Origin of the sequence: Candidatus Tisiphia endosymbiont of Xenochironomus xenolabis, assembly GCF_964264705.1 — a bacterium.
GTDB lineage: Bacteria > Pseudomonadota > Alphaproteobacteria > Rickettsiales > Rickettsiaceae > Tisiphia.
On the sequence record NZ_OZ183473.1, the window covers coordinates 331624 to 349457 of the forward strand.

General features: G+C 32.9%; 17 protein-coding genes and 1 other RNA gene. 2 read left to right on the forward strand and 16 right to left on the reverse strand.

All coding sequences use genetic code 11. From position 1 onward, the window contains the following. Positions 1-59: 59 nt before the first annotated feature. Together nusA and rimP are read right to left on the reverse strand one after the other, a co-directional pair. Positions 60-1553, reverse strand: a complete 1494-nt coding sequence (gene nusA, locus ACFELY_RS01680) for a transcription termination factor NusA (RefSeq protein ID WP_341759776.1) — start codon at positions 1551-1553, stop codon at positions 60-62. A gap of 14 nt (positions 1554-1567) precedes the next feature. Beyond that, positions 1568-2059, reverse strand: a complete 492-nt coding sequence (gene rimP / locus ACFELY_RS01685) for a ribosome maturation factor RimP (RefSeq protein ID WP_341759775.1) — start codon at positions 2057-2059, stop codon at positions 1568-1570. Positions 2060-2510: 451 nt separating this feature from the next. Between rimP and ACFELY_RS01690 the strand changes: the two genes are divergently transcribed. Next, a complete protein-coding gene (locus ACFELY_RS01690) occupies positions 2511-3836 on the forward strand; it encodes a porin (protein ID WP_375333459.1) in 1326 nt (441 codons plus the stop codon). Between the two features lie 312 nt (positions 3837-4148). Here ACFELY_RS01690 and ACFELY_RS01695 read toward each other — a convergent pair whose 3' ends face one another. The 14 genes from ACFELY_RS01695 to ACFELY_RS01765 all read right to left on the reverse strand — a co-directional run bounded on the left by ACFELY_RS01695 (position 4149) and on the right by ACFELY_RS01765 (position 16207). Then, a complete protein-coding gene (locus ACFELY_RS01695) occupies positions 4149-4472 on the reverse strand; it encodes a YbaB/EbfC family nucleoid-associated protein (RefSeq protein ID WP_094648943.1) in 324 nt (107 codons plus the stop codon). An 11-nt stretch (positions 4473-4483) separates the two neighbouring features. Then, on the reverse strand, positions 4484-6025 hold the full coding sequence (gene dnaX, locus ACFELY_RS01700; RefSeq protein WP_375333460.1) for a DNA polymerase III subunit gamma/tau: 1542 nt from the start codon (positions 6023-6025) through the stop codon (positions 4484-4486). Between the two features lie 325 nt (positions 6026-6350). Beyond that, entirely contained in the window at positions 6351-7304 is a 954-nt protein-coding gene (locus tag ACFELY_RS01710; protein ID WP_375333461.1) for an Rpn family recombination-promoting nuclease/putative transposase, read from the reverse strand. A 334-nt stretch (positions 7305-7638) separates the two neighbouring features. Next, a complete protein-coding gene (locus tag ACFELY_RS01715; RefSeq protein ID WP_375333462.1) occupies positions 7639-7968 on the reverse strand; it encodes an NUDIX domain-containing protein in 330 nt (109 codons plus the stop codon). Between the two features lie 151 nt (positions 7969-8119). Then, positions 8120-8213: signal recognition particle sRNA small type (gene ffs / locus ACFELY_RS01720), an RNA gene on the reverse strand. Between the two features lie 37 nt (positions 8214-8250). Further along, complete coding sequence (locus tag ACFELY_RS01725) at positions 8251-8949, reverse strand: outer-membrane lipoprotein carrier protein LolA (RefSeq protein ID WP_375333463.1); 699 nt, start codon at positions 8947-8949, stop codon at positions 8251-8253. 55 nt (positions 8950-9004) lie between these two features. After that, complete coding sequence (bcp, locus tag ACFELY_RS01730) at positions 9005-9472, reverse strand: thioredoxin-dependent thiol peroxidase (protein WP_094648947.1); 468 nt, start codon at positions 9470-9472, stop codon at positions 9005-9007. A gap of 49 nt (positions 9473-9521) precedes the next feature. Continuing rightward, positions 9522-10235, reverse strand: coding sequence for an SURF1 family protein (locus ACFELY_RS01735; protein WP_375333464.1), 714 nt, complete (start codon positions 10233-10235; stop codon positions 9522-9524). Between the two features lie 84 nt (positions 10236-10319). Next, a complete protein-coding gene (locus ACFELY_RS01740) occupies positions 10320-10682 on the reverse strand; it encodes a type II toxin-antitoxin system VapC family toxin (protein ID WP_094648949.1) in 363 nt (120 codons plus the stop codon). Beyond that, the gene (locus ACFELY_RS01745; protein WP_341748994.1) at positions 10679-10906 is read right to left on the reverse strand and encodes a CopG family transcriptional regulator; all 228 of its coding nucleotides are present in this window, start codon (positions 10904-10906) and stop codon (positions 10679-10681) included. The genes ACFELY_RS01740 and ACFELY_RS01745 overlap by 4 nt, the downstream gene beginning before the upstream one ends. A 127-nt stretch (positions 10907-11033) precedes the next feature. Next, a complete protein-coding gene (locus tag ACFELY_RS01750) occupies positions 11034-11861 on the reverse strand; it encodes an IS4 family transposase (RefSeq protein WP_375333465.1) in 828 nt (275 codons plus the stop codon). 207 nt (positions 11862-12068) lie between these two features. Beyond that, positions 12069-13154 (reverse strand): phospho-N-acetylmuramoyl-pentapeptide-transferase, encoded by a 1086-nt coding sequence (mraY, locus tag ACFELY_RS01755; RefSeq protein ID WP_375333466.1) that lies wholly within the window; start codon positions 13152-13154, stop codon positions 12069-12071. Beyond that, a complete protein-coding gene (locus tag ACFELY_RS01760; RefSeq protein ID WP_375333467.1) occupies positions 13154-14527 on the reverse strand; it encodes a UDP-N-acetylmuramoyl-tripeptide--D-alanyl-D-alanine ligase in 1374 nt (457 codons plus the stop codon). The genes mraY and ACFELY_RS01760 overlap by 1 nt, the downstream gene beginning before the upstream one ends. A 219-nt stretch (positions 14528-14746) precedes the next feature. Continuing rightward, positions 14747-16207: a UDP-N-acetylmuramoyl-L-alanyl-D-glutamate--2,6-diaminopimelate ligase gene (locus tag ACFELY_RS01765; RefSeq protein ID WP_375334103.1), complete on the reverse strand. Its 1461-nt coding sequence runs from the start codon at positions 16205-16207 to the stop codon at positions 14747-14749. A 388-nt stretch (positions 16208-16595) separates the two neighbouring features. Here ACFELY_RS01765 and ACFELY_RS01770 point away from each other — a divergent pair, with 388 nt between their 5' ends. Further along, a complete protein-coding gene (locus tag ACFELY_RS01770; protein WP_341759764.1) occupies positions 16596-17786 on the forward strand; it encodes an MFS transporter in 1191 nt (396 codons plus the stop codon). Positions 17787-17834 lie beyond the last annotated feature (48 nt).

A 17834-nucleotide genomic window follows, 5' to 3' on the forward strand; every position in this document is an offset into this window, starting at 1 on the left:
TTTAACTTTCTAGGATTTGAAACATCCATAACCAAATATTTCTCCCCAACTCAAACAGCTTACTCATCATCACCAGTACGAGCTGTGCGAATTAGTAATTCGATATCATTATCTACCATGTTAGAATTAGGCACTAATGATTTAAACTCATTAACTGTTAGCTCTCCCAAATCTTCTATAGTCTTTATACCGTATTCAGCTAATTTTAATATGAATTCTGGTTGTAAATCCAATACATCAATTAATTCTTGTTCAACACCTAAATCCTCAAGCTTAATAATAATTTTTTCATTCTTAGCATTTACATAATTTATTGATCGTTCCATTATTTCAGTTGCTAATTCTTCTTCAAACCCTTCGATGTTCATTAAAGTTTCAATCTTACTAGAAGCCAACTGTTCTAAAGAAGTAAAACCTTCAGCAGATAACAGTTGTGCTATCACTTCTTCAACATCCAATGATTCCATAAATAACTCGGTAGCAGAACGAAACTCATCACTTCTTCGTTTAGATTCTTGATCTTCGGTCATTATATTAATATTCCAGCCAGTAAGCCTAGATGCTAAACGAACATTTTGACCTCTTCTACCGATTGCCAGACTCAAATTATCTTGAGATACGACTACATCAACTATATTTTTATCTTCATCGATGACAATTTTTGCAATTTCTGCAGGAGCCAATGCATTCATAATAAACTGGGCAATATTCTTACTCCATAATATTATATCTATCTTTTCACCATTAAGTTCATTAGTAATAGCTCTAATTCTATTACCTTTAATTCCTACGCATGAACCTATAGGATCAATGCTAGAATCAGAAGCAAATACTGCAACTTTTGCCTTTGATCCAGGATCACGGGCTATAGCTCGCAATTCAATTATATTATCATAAATCTCTGGAATCTCTAATTCAAGTAATTTTATTAGCATTTGGTCATCGCTTCTAGATAGAAAAATTTGTGGACCTTTAGACACCAATCTTACATCTTGTACATACGCTTTAATACGGTCATTAATTTTAAAGTTTTCTCCTCTAATTAGCTGTTCCTTTTTAATTATTGCCTCAGCACGACCAAGATCAACTATGATATTATTAAACTCTACTCTCTTAACAATACCGTTTAAAATCTCACCTTTCTTATCTTTAAAATCTTCATATTGTTTTTCTCTTTCCGTTTCACCAACGCGTTGTATTATTATTTGCTTAGCTGTTTGAGCTGCAACACGCCCAAGATCAATGGGTGGTAAGAGTTCATAAATTTTATCGCCAATTTTAGCGTCAGATTTCTTCTCAGTAGCATTACTTAAAGAAATTTGAGTAAAATAATCATCTACATCATCTACTACATCAAGGACTCTAAAAAGACTAATATTACCATTTTTTCTGTTAATCTCAGCTTTTATATTATGTTCATTGCCATATTTCTTACGTCCTGCAGCCTGTACAGCCTGTTCCATTGCCGAAAGTAAGGATTCTTTAGGAAGGTTCTTTTCTCTAGCTACAGATTCTATGATCTGTAAAATTTCTATGTTACCAATATTGACCATAATGTCACTGCCTTTTAAGATTTTTTATTCATTAAATTTTTGAACATTTCATCTGTTAATACCAAAGAAGCCTTTTTTATCATATCAAATGAAAATACTATATCTTTACCATTACTATTCAGATAAACTTTGTTATTTTCAGCTTTAATTATCTTTCCCTGATATCGAGTTTGACCATTTAGTAATTCTTTTAATTTTATGGTAGCTTCTCTACCGATAAATCTAGTATAATCTTCAAATTTTATTAATGGACGTTCGATACCTGCTGAACAAATTTCTAAAAAATATTTATCACTAATTATATCTTCAACATCTAAGATTGCCGAGATATTTCTACTAACATTACGACAATCTATTATATTAACCTTTTTGCCATCTAATCTATCTATTAACACTTCAAGTACTTTATGGCTTGAACCCTTTAAAGTTACTTTTACTAAATCAAACCCAAGGTCTTTTAGGTTATCCTGGATAGCATTAATAATTTGTTGCTCTATAGTTTTCATTACTATATAAATATTTTAAATACTTCAATATACTTCCTGCATAAGTCAAAAAAGCCCTCGGGATTTCTAGGAGAAACGAAGCCTGCTACCTTCGCGTACATAAACGATTGTTACGGAGCGGAGGCAAGTTTTGACAACAAAATCACCAACTAGATTGACTTATGCCGGAAATCTAATAAAAAAGGTGGGTTAAACCCACCTTTGTTCTTCACAACAATTTCAACCCACTAAATTAAAATACAATATTTCTATGATATTAGCAACAATTAAAAAATATTACTATAGTTGTAAATTTACTATTACAACTAGCCTATTTATATAGTGAACACAGCTATTTATGAGTTATTTAGTTACATTATGATTTATCTTATGCTATAGTTTTAAATAAGAAATTGGTCTGTGTTTAAGTATAGATGAATGAAGATAAGTGAATTGAAATTTAGGTATTACAATGAAAAAATTAATGATGTTACTATGTCTTTCTTGTTTTTCAAGCATAGCATTCGCTAGTGGTAGTACTACTCCAGCTGATGCTGATGCTGCTTCAGATACAGAAATAAAATTAGAAGGATGTTTTGATTTCCAATCTGGTTATAGAAATCAGAAAAAATTGTCAGGGACAAGTAAAAATATTACTGATAATAAGAAAAATCTTGGATTTTATACGGAATCTGCTTTTATGGCTACTGTCAAGCAAGAATTGAATGATGTAACAGCTGGAGCTAAAATAGTTTTACTACCAACAACTAAACCAAAACTTTCTGCAGCTTATAATGGTTCTCATATTTTTTTAGCAACAGGCTATGGTAAAGTAGAGTTAGGATCTCCTGATGGTGCTGCTTCTAAGATAGGTGTTGGTACTGGTTCAACTGCTGTACCACTTGGTGGTTGTGGTTGGAGTAAGTTTGCAGTGCTAGATGATGACAACATGAAATATAAGGGTCTAAAGCCAGATTTTGACACATCCGGTAGCAGTACTTCTCACATGGATTCGTTCAGCAATAGCTTTGATGACATCAGTAGTAAAACAGAGGCATCTAGAAAAGTTTCTTACTATACCCCGGAAATGCAAGGTTTTCAGTTTGGTATTTCTTATATTCCTGATTCAGCAAATACTGGTGGTAATCGTAGTCTAAAAAATTTAGACGATAATGGATTGAGTAAATTAGGGGTTGGTGTAACTAAAGTAAAAGTACCAGATATAAATGGTGGTAAAGATAATCAGGTGATTATAAATCAAAATGTCAGAGATGCGATTTCTGCAGGAATATCCTATAAATATGAAATTATAGATGATGTATCAGTAAAAGTGGGCATTACAGGAGAGTATGGTAAACCAGCTAGTAAGATTATAGTATTAGACCCCGATGACAAGGTGTTATCTAGACATAAGCTATCAAATCTAGCTGCTTACAATTTAGGAGCAATCTTTACTTACGGTAATATTTCCTGTGCAGCTTCTTATGGTAATTTAGGTAAAAGTTTAACTTCAAAAGCTTACCATAAAGTTGGTCGTAACACGCAATATTATAAGGGGGCAATTGCCTATGGGCAGGGACCTATGAAAACAAGTGTTTCCTATTTTAGATCGCTAAGGTATAAAAATACTGTTGATACAATAAGTCTTGGTACTCAGTATTTAGTAACACCAGGGTTGTTGCCTTATGCTGAAATATCTTATTTCCAAGCTAAAGGTAAACCAGTTTATTTTGTTGAAGCTCCTAAAACAAAAACTAGAGGTACTGTTGCTCTTATTGGCACAAGGCTTAAATTCTAACTTGTGAGCATTCACAGTTTTTTTGCCGTTTTCTTATGATGAATAAAAAATCTGCTCACCAAGCGTTTATTAGCGAGGAGACCGTAAAGTCGACGAAGCAATCCCAAAAATGACCGGAAATGAATTGCTTCGTAGGCTACGCCTTCTCGCAATAACGCTTTTATGCTGTTGTAATACTTATAGAATAAAAATTGTAGGGGACTATGCTCACGCCTTCTCCCTAATAGACGTCTTATACTTTAACTTTTTTCTGTGAACGCTCACAATATCCTTCAACATTTACAAGAATGTTATTAAATATGTCACAAGGATTTAAAATGGCATTTTTAGCCCAGGTGGTAAACCAATATTACCAAAAGCATTATGCATAGAATTTTGTGAATCCTCATCAACTTTGCTTTTTGCATCACTGAAAGCTGCAACAATTAAATCTTCCAGCAACTCTTTCTCGGTCTCTTTAAGCAAAGAGGCATCAATAGAGACCTTACGAACCTCTCCTCTACCACTAACGGTAATATTTACCAACCCACCACCAGCTTTCCCAAAATATTCAGTACTTGCCATTTGCTCTTGCATTTCCTGCATTTTTTTCTGCATTGACTGAGCTTGTTTTAAAAATTGATTAAAATTTACCATGTTACATCTCTTTAATTCTTTAATAGGATATCCGAAATCGTGACATTTGGAAAGTGTTTTGTTAAAATTTCCCAATCTTTACTTAATTTTACTTTATTCATCAATTGTTCTTTAAGAGTGATTATTTGGGATTGCTTGGTAATGATAACATTCCAGTTTTTACCTGACCAAGCAAATAACAAGCTAGCAATTTGCTCTCTTATTTTATTATTCAGATCATTTCCAGCGATTTCCATAGTCTGAAGTGCAAAAGATTTTAATTCCACTTGGTTTAGCAATCTGTAATAAATTTCCATTTCATTATGCAAATGTAAAAACTCCAGAAAATCAGTCACAAGAGAAGCGGTAATTTGATGATTTTGAGTTGATTGTTGTAATATTGGTTGCTCTAATTGCCCCCCTTCATTATGTATATCCACTAATTCCTCTAATGATGGCAACATTTGTGAGTAGATGGATTTTATCACCAACATTTCAGCTTCTATTAACTGATTATGGGAAGTTTTCATTTCTATAATCCCTTTACTATATATTTGCCAGATAATAGACAATTGAGAAAGGGTAACTTTTGTTAAAATAGCTGTAACCTGATCATTAAAAGGTAAATATATAGGATGTTGATAATCAGGTAATATCTTTGCCTTATTAAGATAGGCACTAAAATCAGCAACTAAGCCTACAAAAATTTCTAAATTTGCTGAAGAGATATAAAGTTGGTTTACTAAATCAATCGACTTAGCCGCATCTTTTTGAATAATATACTCAAAGAATTTGATGATACTAGCTGTATCAACTAAACCAAGTATTTGATAAACGATTTCAGGGGTAATAACCTCCCCTGCCCCCAAACTTGTTGCTTGATCTAGTACTGAAACTGCATCTCTAGCAGACCCATCAGATCTAGATGCAATTATTTTAAGAGCCTCTATTTCAATTTTTAACTGTTCTTTTTTGGCAATTTCTTGAATTAATTGGAAAATATCATCAAATGTTAATCTTCTTAAATCATAGCGTTGACATCTAGAAATTACGGTCAATGGAATTTTTTGTGGTTCGGTAGTAGCAAATATGAATATAACATGGGCTGGTGGTTCTTCAAGAATTTTAAGTAACGCATTAAATGCCCCTTTAGACAGCATATGAACTTCATCAATTATAAAGATACTATACCTACCAATTAGCGGCTTATAATCACTGCTTTCTATTATTTTACGAATATCATCAACACTTGTCTTACTGGCAGCATCCATTTCAATTATATCAGGATGATTATTTTTGTTAAAACTATTACAATTCTGACAATCCTCACAAGGCTTAATATACTCACCTTTAACTATTGGATTGATACAATTAATAGTTTTAGCAACAATACGTGCTGCCGTAGTTTTACCAACTCCTCTAATACCAGTAAGAAGATAACCTTGAGATATACGATCTTTTTGAATAGTATAATTTAGAATCTTTGTTAAAACTTCTTGCCCGTATAGCTCAGAGAAATTAGTAGGACGATATTTTCTAGCGAAAGTAATATACTGATCTGTTGTTTTGGTCACGGTACCCCAAGTTTGTTTCTTACTAATTTTCTTGTCCTATTGAGTTTTATAGTCAATTGATGAGAAATTGGAGACGTTGTCGCTCAATGCTCGCCTATTACTTATAGGCGTCGCTCCATCGTTCCTGCTATCTACTTCTCCTGAATTGGCTATAACATTAGTGCTGCTAAAACGAGCTAGTTTTTGAGGGTAGCGAGCTTAGCGGGCTGTAGATTTAGGGGTAACTTCTAACGAAGTTCTCCACAATTCCACAGCCACAACTACAGCAATCTAAATTTTAAAAATATTTTTTAAGAATTTTTTAAAAAGATTTGGAGACCCCCCATTATTGCATTTTCAGCAATTCATTAATTTCATTAATAGACATACCTGTCATCTTAGCAATTGACCCCACAGAATTGCCATTCTTTAACAGTAGCTTTACAAATTCAGCTTTACCCTCAGCTTTACCCTCAGCTTTACCCTCAACTTTACCCTCAACTTTACCTATATGGATACCTCTAGCTTCGCCTTCTTCGATATATTTTTGTGCAATAGTTCTCATAATAACACCTTGTTCTTCTTCTGATAAATATTTGGTTAGTACTTCCTCCAATTCTGATTGCTTTGCTTCAGGAAGCTTAGCATCAGTGTACCATAAAAATGATTTTATGTAAATATAGCCTTTTTCCTTATCTACTAATATCTCTAATTTAAACCTTTGTAGAAATTCTTCCCAAAGCTTTATCATATCTCGTTGATGGATGTGTTTTAGCATATATTCTAACATCCCAACATGCTTCTTCTTCATTATTTCATCATCAGACATGCTTTGTAAATCGACCAATTGATAATCTTCTGTCATCACTTTCTTGGCTATAACTGCATCGGTAAATAAGCTCCATAAATTCCTAGGGGCAGTATACACTTCTTTACCATTATAAATTACTAAATTATATACTAATGGTAATTTCTTTCTTCCTTTTTTATGCCTTTCACACAATAATAATGTGTATTTCCATAATCGTAAAGCTGTCCAATAATCAACGCCCGACTGAGCCTCAATCAACACATACACAAAAGCCTTACCCTGATTCTTGGTAGCAACTCCATATACTATATCACTATATTTTTTGTTTAAAGATTCCTCTATGTAGCTTTCTTTTTCTACTGTTATCTTTGATAAATCCACTAAACTCTTAAAATCATTCGGCAAATAATATTCCAAAAATTCTTGGGCTGCCACAGGATCAGCCATTATTGTTTTAACTAATGAATCATGCTTTAACTTTTTTGTCATTTGACTAACTTAACTGATTAATTTGTCATTTAGCCAAACTTGTGCCGTTCTTCCTTTAATATTTTGTATACTAAGTTATGGCAAAATCTGTTATATCTATAATATAGCAGATATTTTTGCTCCACTAATAGCTGTTTTCATTATTTTTGCGATATTGCTTATTTTATTATTCCATAACTAGTGCATTAGCAAGAACAGGTAGTGGTGTGGCAATCCACATTTATTGGTTAATTAATGATTTAAAGTGAGATAAACCATCTTTTTCGTATCTAGATAATAAATTATGTAAACCATCAGGTAAAAAGTTAAGATTTATCAGTTCATTAAATTTTATCTAATGGAATTTTAAGTGATCTTCCTTTGATTTAACTTCTCTATTTATAGATAAATCTTTTGAAATAACTTTAAAAATTATGCAATGCTCATGAACAGCTTTGCAATTATAATCCCATATATTTTCTATCATGCCAACAAAGTTGCCTAATTCAAAATTAATTAGACCAATTTCTTCTCTTAGTTCTCTTGATAATGCGGTATGAATTGGCTCTTGATACTTTATGTGACCACCAGGCAGAAATAGATTTTTTCCATTGTCAGCAACTAACACAGAATCTTCATCTGTTATATAAGCCCGTGCAATAGCATGAATTTTGTTTATTTTCATAATAGACCTCTTGCATAACCTAATCTAATTGGTAATTTTGTTGTCAAAACTCGTCTCCGTTCCTCACGTACATCTTAGTACGCTGCGGTACTCGACTTCGTTTTTCCTAAAAATTCCTCAATTATCTTTAGGTTATGCAAGAGGTCTAATATATATATGCTAGTAATGACCCACCAGAGACTATTTTGGCTGCTTCCTTTCGAACCTGACCAACTGAACAGAGCCAATGCCCACTACTAGCATGTGATAAAATAGTGCTTTTTTCATCTATAGGCAAGCTATTTAACTAGCTAAATTATATTTTTTTTCTATATCGCTTTTGTTCAGTCTCTTTGGTGCTCCAAATATGTCTGGATGTTTGAGCTTGAACAAATCATCATCAAAATTCTGTACTTTTGCAATATGATTAAATTTTATGGTAATAACATTGTCATCCTCAAGTATTTTTAACATTTTCATCTGTTTAGTCTCTTTGTCAAAGGTAATTTGACTACGTCGCTCTGATAAAGTATGATAAATAGTAACTTCAAACATACTATCTCGCTCTATCGTCGACTCAATTTTAAAATATTTATCAAAATCTATGCTGTCTTCTAACAAAAAATTAAATACGTTCTCCTCTGCCTTAATGCGACTTACATGTTTCATATCATAGTCATATACCGACACATAGTTAGCATTACCAATAATCACCAAAGGAAATGGTGGATAATAATTACAGCGAAATTTCGCAGGTTTATTAATTAACAGCTTCCCTTTAGCCTGATTTCCCGCCGAATCTTCTTGGATAAAATCCACAGCAATAGATTTTATTTCCCGTAAATATATTTTGAGCTGGTCAATAGCCTGGTTGTCAACAGGTCTATTCTCTAACTGTTCAGCCTGTTTTTTAACTACAAAAAAATTTTCAGCATGAGCTGCATGGGTTATAGTTAGAAGAAAATAAACAACAATAATACCTTTACAAAACCAGTTAGTCATTTATACCTACATAAAGTTACATTTGTTTTGTATACTACATGAAGATATTATTATTTCAATTTATTTTCCGCAGCTGGTTCAACACATCTTCAGCATGTTTAGCCACTTGCACTTTTGACCAAATGTGAGCTATCGTACCTTTTTTGTCTATTAAAAAGGTAGTTCTCTCGACCCCCATATATTTTTTACCAAACATCGATTTTTCTACCCAAACTCCATATTTTTCACAAGTATCAGAGTTAGAATCTGACGCAAGATCAAAATCCAAACAATATTTTTTCTTGAATTTGTCATGAGAATCTAAACTGTCCTTTGATACACCAACAATTACGGTATTCATTTTTTTAAATTCTGGCTTTAGCCTATTAAAATCACCTGCTTCAATAGTACAGCCTGGTGTATCATCTTTCGGATAAAAATATAATACAACAAACTTACCTGATAAATCTGATAAATTGATTTTACTATCTTCGCCTATTGGCATAGTAAAATTTGGTGCAATATCGCCTACTTTTAATATCATAACCACTCCTTTTTTGTACTTTTTTGCGTCTCATAGTCCAGTTTACACTCTAATTTTTTTTAGGCAAATGATAAATTACAAAAATCACTATTAATGAAATTGCCAAAGCAAACCAAGTAATGGCATATTCTAAATGATCATTTCTGACATTCAGCAAATTTTTAATCGATAGAGCTTTAAGAATATCAGAGTGATTACCTTTACCTTCCATAATTAAATAAAAATTCTCTAATGTTAAACCAAGAATATCAGATGCTTGAGTTAAGTCTAAAGTAAACCAAACATTATTTTTAACATCATTATCTAAGACAAACAGCTTGGTTTTCTCCCCAGGGAGAATCACACCAGTAATTTCCGTCGAATCATCTGTTATATTATCAATATCTTTCTTATACCTCGCAGCAAACCACCCTAGGGCAACTAAGATTATCTTGTTATCATCAGTTTGAAAAGGTCTGACTAAATAATAACCATCTTTTTCCGTGGCCATTGATTTACGTCCATAAAGATGCAAATTCTTACCAACCAAAAAATGCCCCTTCATTTTTACTTTAGCATATAATTTATCTACACTAAGTGTTTTTATATCAAGAGGAGAATTATTAAGGTTATTTTTTATTGAACTTAAAAATAGTTCTTTTTCCTGTAATCTAGCAACTTGCCAAAACCCCAGTGATAAGAGGATGACAAATGCTAATATAGTAAGCAATAAAGGTAGTAACTGTACTTGACACTTACCGATTTTTAAAGTCTTGGACATCATAATTCCTATTAAACTGAGGTCGATTACTGGAAAGTTGATACTCATGTACAACCAAATAATCTCATAGAATTCCCATTCTATCAATTATATATTGTACGGAACTTTTATGTCAGAGGCATGAATAGGAAAATCTTTGGTATTTCTAGTTATTAACAAACCATTGCAATATTTAGCTGTTGCCCATATTATTGCATCAGGTAGTTTGATTTTATGCTCTTTTCTAATAGAGATGGCAATTTCAGCTATTTCTTTATTTAAGTCAATTATGGTAAAATTATCTAAGAACTCTCTGGTGGTTTCGTCGTTATCCTCTGACGCTCCAACTAATATTTCCATTTTAGTTATTATACTAATTTGACAATCTTTATATTGCTCAAGTTCTTTACTAGCCACTGTATGTCCTAACAAATAATCTATCAATATATTAGTATCAAATAATACTTTCATTCACCCCACTCACCACGTAATTTTTGTTGATATAATAAGCCATCCAATTTTTGATCTTTCCATATACCAAATGCTGATTTATAGCCTTTTTTACTTTTAGTATAATTGGTTATGTAGTCAGCCAAAGCTTGTCTTATAATTTCTGCCCTCGACACTTTTTTTTTCTTTGATAGTTGATTCAAAATTTTTACTTGCATGTCAGGTATATCAATAATAGTTCTCATACTATGCTACTATATTAGTTATCATTATCTGATATATAATAATGTACTTTATTAATTTTTTCAAGAATGATCTTACAATTGCTTCATAGGCTTACGCCTCCTCGCAATCTGATGTATCCCCACGAAATTAAGCACGACAAAGCTCCGTCTTTATAATAGATGCCAGGGATTCTACCAATGGTTTTATGGCATGCAAATAATTAAATTCAATAATAAATTTCCCAAGGGTAAAATACGAATAAATCTTTTTATCTTTTACTGTGTTAGGTTGGAAAATTCTTTGCATACCTTGGCTATAGCCTACCACACCTATAACCCAATATGTTATAATAACAATGGCAGATAGTAACATTAAAACTCCCCATCTATTCACATCTAAAGTTCTAATATATCTTCCAGCAAGACCAAATTGATGATTTTTTATCACTCGAAACGTTTCCTCTATTTGCATACGTTTGCTATATAACCTCACTATTTCCGCTCCCTTATATTCATCAGAACTTAAGTTAGTTACCAATATCCAAGGTTCTTTTGCAGCTTTGTTATATGAACCATTTGCTGTTTTGCTGCTAGTACGATTCCTGCTAACCTTCTGCACTCGCCCCTTAGGTACTTTGCAAGTTGTAACCATTCTGCAGGAATATTTATGAGCTTTGGTTAGCAGAATCGTACCACATTCCATCGTTTTTGAACCAATTGATGGCATGAAATTTTCAACTGATATCCAATCCTCATTCTTAGCTAATTTTAAATCTTTTCCTTGTCGTACCCGACACACCCAACTCCACCCTTGTTTTTCTATTTCCTTAAACCATTCAATATGAAAGCCAGCGTCCATAATCACAATAACACTTTTACCCTCAGGTATTATACTCTTTAATTTATTTAGAAATTCTACCGTTCTGCCCTTTAATTCACCTTCTTCAAACACATGTTGATACAAAGGTAAACTCATCCCTCTTGTACAAAATTAACGCATTTAAACGATTATTATGTATAAAAGGACAATGTTCTTTTATTACTTCATTTAATACTGTTTTTACATCCATAACCTACTATCTCCATCATCATTAAATAATGAAGATATTCTATCAATTCTTGCTATTTTGCAATAATTTCGTGGGGATACATCAGCTCGCAATGACGATTTTTAAATGCATTCCTATCTTAGTTTTAGCGAAGACAAACCAATTAGAGCAAATATTATAGCTATAATCCAGAAACGTATCACAACTTTTGACTCTGACCAGCCATGTTTTTCAAAATGGTGATGCAACGGAGCCATTTTGAAAAGTCTTTTACCACGGGTAGCTTTAAAATAATATACTTGAATAATTACTGATAAAGTTTCAATAACAAACAATCCACCAATAATTGCTAGAACAAATTCGTGTTTGGCAATAACGCTAACAATACCAAGAGCACCGCCGAGGCTTAGGCTACCAGTATCTCCCATAAAAATTTCTGCTGGCTGGGCATTAAACCATAAAAATCCTAGGCTAGCACCAACAATTGAAGCACAAAAGATAGTTAATTCAGAAATATTTGCTACATAAATAATTTGCAGATAATTTGCATAGAAACTATTACCCACCAAGTAAATAATTAAGGTGAAAGAACCTGCAGTAATAGCAATCGGCACGATGGCAAGGCCATCAAGACCATCAGTTAGATTCACCGCATTTGATGCTCCAACTATAACAAACATACTAAAGGGAATGTAAAACAATCCTAAATCAATCAACAAATTCTTAAAAAATGGAATAGTCAGCAGGTTATTTCCTTGATTATTGGCATCCCTTAACAATAAACAAGCAATTAGACAAATAGTAAACTGAAACAATAATTTCTTCTTACCGCTAACTCCTTTATGGTGGTTTTTTGTTACTTTAGCGTAATCATCCATAAAACCAAGTATACCAAAGCTAATAAAGACAAATAACACTATCCATATATATTTATTAGTAAGGTCAGAGAATAAGAGAGTAGAAAGACAAACGCTGAGGATAATCATTATCCCGCCCATAGTTGGTGTCCCTACTTTTGCTTTGTGGGTTTCTGGTCCGTAGTCACGAATTGGTTGACCATATTTTTGTAAATCTCGTAAAATTCTAATTATTCTAGGTCCTATCAAAAAAGAAATAGTCAAACTAAATAATATGGCAAACCCTATACGGAAAGTAATATAGTGGAATAAATTTGCGACATGCAACTTATGTATATAGGGGGCAAGAAGGTTGTATATCACTAGTGTAACTCAAAAGATTGGATGATTTTACTAAGTTGGGTACTATTTGACCCTTTTATTAAGATTAATTCATTGCCCTTAAGTAATTTACTTAAGTTTTCTATTAACAGATCAACATTATCAAAATGTATTTTTTCTATTTCATCTGGCAAAGATTGATAGATATATTGGATATTATTGCCTACTAAAAAAACTCTGTTGGCACCAGAATCGAGAATTGCTGGTATTAAATCTTTATGGAATTTTATCGAATTGTCTCCCAATTCTAACATATCACCTATTATAGCAATTTTTTTCTTACCACTAAGCTGTTTTAGATATAATAAAGCAGCTTTTACTGATTCTGGATTAGCATTATAATAATCGCAGATAATTTGGTAGTCCTGACCATGATATTTGGCATTGATTAGCTTACCCCTACCATCCATTAATAATATTTTGTTTAATTGTCTTGCTGCTACATTAATATCTAAGTTCAATATGGCTGACATCTGAAGAGCGATAGTATAATTTCTAGCATAATGTTCTGGTACAAGGGGAATCTTGATATCTATTTTAGTATTATGAATCGAATAACGTAAACGAACTTGTTGGGTAATTTGTTGATATTCATATGATATTAAGCTACAATCTGCATATGGTGATGTGCCAAAACTATATATATTATTAATCGATAATTGCTTAAGATTTTGTAAAACTCGGTTATAATATGGGCTATCTAAATCTATAACAGCTATACCATCTTTTGACATTCCTTCAAAAATTTCACATTTAGCATCAACCAAATGCAGTTGAGACTGAAAAAATTCAAGATGAGCTTCTGATATTGTAGTAATGACTGATATATCAGGTTTAACCATTTTTGTTAGAGTTCTTATTTCTCCTGGATGATTCATACCCATTTCAAAAACAGCATATTCTATATCATCCGGCAGAGAAGCAAGATTTATAGGCACACCAAGATGGTTATTGAAATTTCCTCGACTAGCAAAAGTAGAGCCAAAGTGACTTAGTACAGTTTTGATTGCTTCCTTAGTTCCAGTTTTACCACTACTGCCAGTAACCCCAATAAACTTCGCCTGGGATTTCTGCCGTTTATACTCTGCCATCTGATGCAAAGCAGTTAAGGTATCAGGAACCATAATTACTTTTTCATCAGGCAGCCCTGTTATTTCCTGACTAATAATTACCGCATTTGCCCCACGTTCTAGAGCATGTAATGCATAATTATGTCCATCATTAGCTCCTTTAAGAGCAATGAACAAATCACCATCTGTAACGGAATTAGAATTGAATTGAACTTGTCCACCATGAATATCAGGATGTACCTCTATATTCAATGCATTACTCAAGTCTCTTGCTGACCAAATCATTATATTATATCTTACGTAAAGTTCAAAAATGAGAGTTTACAGAAAAAAGTTAAAGTACAAGACGTCATGTCATTGCGAGACCATGTAATGGTCGAAGCAATCCATTTTTTGTTACTTTTATGGATTGCTTCGTCGCTAGCCACTCCTCGCAATGACGCTTATACTTTAACTTTTTCCATGAACGCTAACATTCAAGACAATTCTTACCCCAATTTTGCTTTAATTGTCAATAAGTTTATTCTTATTTTGTAGAGCTTTATTGGCTATATCGAAGTCGTTAAAGGGTAGTTTTTTATTACCGATTATCTGATAATTTTCGTGACCTTTGCCGGCAATTAGCAAAATATCATCTTTTTGTAAATTATGTATCGTCTCAGTAATTGCTATTTTTCTATTTTTTATTTCTATAAAACTATTAGTGATCGCTATAATAGCTGGTATAATTTGTTGCCGTATTAATTTTGGATCTTCGTTTCTTGGATTGTCATCAGTAATAATAATCTCATCAGCAATTTTCGCCGCAACTTGCCCCATTAATGGTCTTTTACTGCTATCTCTATCACCACCACAGCTAAAAATTACTTTTAATAACCCCTTATCTGATTTTATTTTTCTTAACTCCAGTAAACTTTTTTCCAAAGCATCTGGGGTATGAGCATAGTCGATAAACACATTACTATTACCTACTCTCTCTAAACGCCCTTTAACTGCTTTAACTTGCGATAACTTCGATATAACTTGTTCCAAAGGAAAGCCAGTCAAATGCACCATCATAACGGCAATCAGTAAGTTACTAGCTTGAAAACTACCAACTATATCAGTAGTAAAATTATATTTTTGCCCTTTATAGTCACAAACCTTATGTCCAGGAACCTTATGTCCAGGAATTGTACTGTCGATAATTTTCAGATCGCCATTCATACCCACTGTTAAAAACTTTATATTACGTTGTTGTAAATAATGTTTAATATAATCTAATTGTGCTATTTCTGAGTTTAACACAGCCGTTCCTGTTGGCAATAAATTATCTGTAAATAATTTTAGTTTGGCTAAAAGATAATTAGCCATATTTTGGTGATAATCAAGGTGATCTTGACTAAAACTAGTAAAGCAAGCAGCATTTACTTTTACACCACATAATCTTTGTTGATCTAAACCATGGCTAGAAGCCTCAAAAGCTACATATTTTGTGTTATTCTCAGCTAGCTTATGTAAAATATGTCTAAAAGTTATAGGGTCAAGAGTAGTGAGAGCCGGGGATTTGTCTAAAATGTCTTGAACACTTAAATCCAAACCACTGGCACATTCTACGCCAATAGTCCCAATAGAACAACTTGGTACTCCTAATAATGTATATAGTTGCCTACAATATGATACTACCGAGGTTTTACCGTTAGTACCAGTAGCAGCTATCATATATGATGGTAATAATGGGTAGAGAATATTAGCAGCTTGACTCAGTGCCAACCGTGCATCACTCACAAGATTTATATGTACATCATTGGCGGTAATATTGGGGTTGTTTAAGCTCTCAGCATCATCTGTAATAATGAATTTCACCCCTTTATTTATTACATCATCGATAAATTTATTACCATCAGAGCTTGCTCCTTTAATCGCAAAGAATATATCGCCAGCTTTAGCTAGTCTAGAGTCACAGCACAAACTGCAAGAATTCATCTGAGAGATAATTTTATTATCAAATAGTTTTTGCAATTTAAATATAGCCTAATTAATTATTAAATAGTATATAAGTGTGTTTATCACGTATGGTAACCTATGTAAAGAGTTAGTATGATAACACTAAACCAAATTCACAGACACTTATTAGCGAGACCACGCAGCACTCCCATCATTGTGCATAGGTGTCATTGCGAGGAACCGCTTTGCGGCGACGCGGCAATCGATAAAAGTAACCAAAAATGGATTGCTTCGTCGACCTTACGCTCTCCTCGCAATGACGGTGTGTTGCACAAAGTGCCTCCTCGCTAATAGCACCAGTTACTATGGATAACATACTAATCGGGTTAGCTATAGATAATTTTTGACAAAAATTTTACGGTCTCTCATGAAAAAGAAAGATTTATCAATTTTAATAGGTAATAGTCTAGATCATTTCGATACGAATATTTATAGCTTTCTTGCTCCAATTTTATCAATAGTCTTTTTTCCCAAAGATGACCCTATAGTTGCTTTGATCTTAACCTATGGCATGTTAGCAACTTCAATAATTACCAGACCAATTGGTTCAATAATTTTTAGTATAATTGCAAAAAAACGAGGGGCAACTTTGGCTCTATCCTATTCATTAATAGGGGTGGCTATTACCACTATGTTAATAGGAATTATACCAACTTATCAAATGATTGGCTGGTTTTCACCATTGATGCTGCTTATTATTCGAATGATGTTAGGAATTTTTGGTGAAGGAGAACATTGTATTGCCAAATTATATATTGTAGAAAATAAAACGCAGAGTCGAGGAGTGAAAGCATCTTACCTATACGAACTATCAACAATGTTTGGGATTATTATTGCCTCTTCTGTCAGTGCAATTCTAATTAGTTCTAGTCACCATGAATATTGGCGTTTATGTTTTATATTAGGAGGTAGTACAGGGATTGTAGGGGTTTATCTTAGACGTTATTCCAATATGTCTCAAAGAGCAATAGAACAAAAATCTTACCCATCAAATGTGATATTGAATAATAAGTACAATATTCTGCGTATATCTATAATTAGTGGCTTTTCCTATATGACATATGTCATACCTTTTGTAGTGATGAATAGTTTTGTCCCTCTTATTACCTCTATATCTTTGGAAGCGATGATGAGTGTTAATACTCTTTTATTAATCGTAGATGCAGCAATGATTCCATTAATAGGGTATTTTGTTAAAAAATATCGTCCTGTGGATGTAATGATCGTAAGTACTAGCATTCTATTTATTAGCATAGTACCATTATGGTTATATATGACTGATGCTTCTATATGGTATGTTAATTTTGTCCGTTTGTGGATTATTGCCTTAGGGGTAACTTTCTTATGCCCACTAAATTATTGGCTTAATAGCTTATTTCATGGTTCAGATAAATATATGCTGGTTAGTATTGGTGATGCTTTAGGTACTTCAATATTTGGACGCTCTGCTCCTGCAGTGTGCATAGCTCTTTGGCACTTTACTGACTCTTCTATATCTATAGGAGTTTATATTGCAATGATTACTTTAGCTACTATATGGGCGGTGAAGAGTCGGTAGCATTACTTGCTTAATATAGCTAATCCAGAAAGTGATCAAAAATGGATC

What these genes read in the sequence shown, in the direction of transcription:
- nusA (WP_341759776.1), bottom strand. Translation starts at nt 1,553, where the DNA reads ATGGTCAATATTGGTAACATAGAAATTTTACAGATCATAGAATCTGTA.
- rimP (WP_341759775.1), bottom strand. Translation starts at nt 2,059, where the DNA reads ATGAAAACTATAGAGCAACAAATTATTAATGCTATCCAGGATAACCTA.
- ACFELY_RS01690 (WP_375333459.1), top strand. Translation starts at nt 2,511, where the DNA reads ATGAAAAAATTAATGATGTTACTATGTCTTTCTTGTTTTTCAAGCATA.
- ACFELY_RS01695 (WP_094648943.1), bottom strand. Translation starts at nt 4,472, where the DNA reads ATGGTAAATTTTAATCAATTTTTAAAACAAGCTCAGTCAATGCAGAAA.
- ACFELY_RS01710 (WP_375333461.1), bottom strand. Translation starts at nt 7,304, where the DNA reads ATGACAAAAAAGTTAAAGCATGATTCATTAGTTAAAACAATAATGGCT.
- ACFELY_RS01715 (WP_375333462.1), bottom strand. Translation starts at nt 7,968, where the DNA reads ATGAAAATAAACAAAATTCATGCTATTGCACGGGCTTATATAACAGAT.
- ACFELY_RS01725 (WP_375333463.1), bottom strand. Translation starts at nt 8,949, where the DNA reads ATGACTAACTGGTTTTGTAAAGGTATTATTGTTGTTTATTTTCTTCTA.
- bcp (WP_094648947.1), bottom strand. Translation starts at nt 9,472, where the DNA reads ATGATATTAAAAGTAGGCGATATTGCACCAAATTTTACTATGCCAATA.
- ACFELY_RS01735 (WP_375333464.1), bottom strand. Translation starts at nt 10,235, where the DNA reads ATGATGTCCAAGACTTTAAAAATCGGTAAGTGTCAAGTACAGTTACTA.
- ACFELY_RS01740 (WP_094648949.1), bottom strand. Translation starts at nt 10,682, where the DNA reads ATGAAAGTATTATTTGATACTAATATATTGATAGATTATTTGTTAGGA.
- ACFELY_RS01745 (WP_341748994.1), bottom strand. Translation starts at nt 10,906, where the DNA reads ATGAGAACTATTATTGATATACCTGACATGCAAGTAAAAATTTTGAAT.
- ACFELY_RS01750 (WP_375333465.1), bottom strand. Translation starts at nt 11,861, where the DNA reads ATGAGTTTACCTTTGTATCAACATGTGTTTGAAGAAGGTGAATTAAAG.
- ACFELY_RS01760 (WP_375333467.1), bottom strand. Translation starts at nt 14,527, where the DNA reads ATGATTTGGTCAGCAAGAGACTTGAGTAATGCATTGAATATAGAGGTA.
- ACFELY_RS01765 (WP_375334103.1), bottom strand. Translation starts at nt 16,207, where the DNA reads ATGAATTCTTGCAGTTTGTGCTGTGACTCTAGACTAGCTAAAGCTGGC.
- ACFELY_RS01770 (WP_341759764.1), top strand. Translation starts at nt 16,596, where the DNA reads ATGAAAAAGAAAGATTTATCAATTTTAATAGGTAATAGTCTAGATCAT.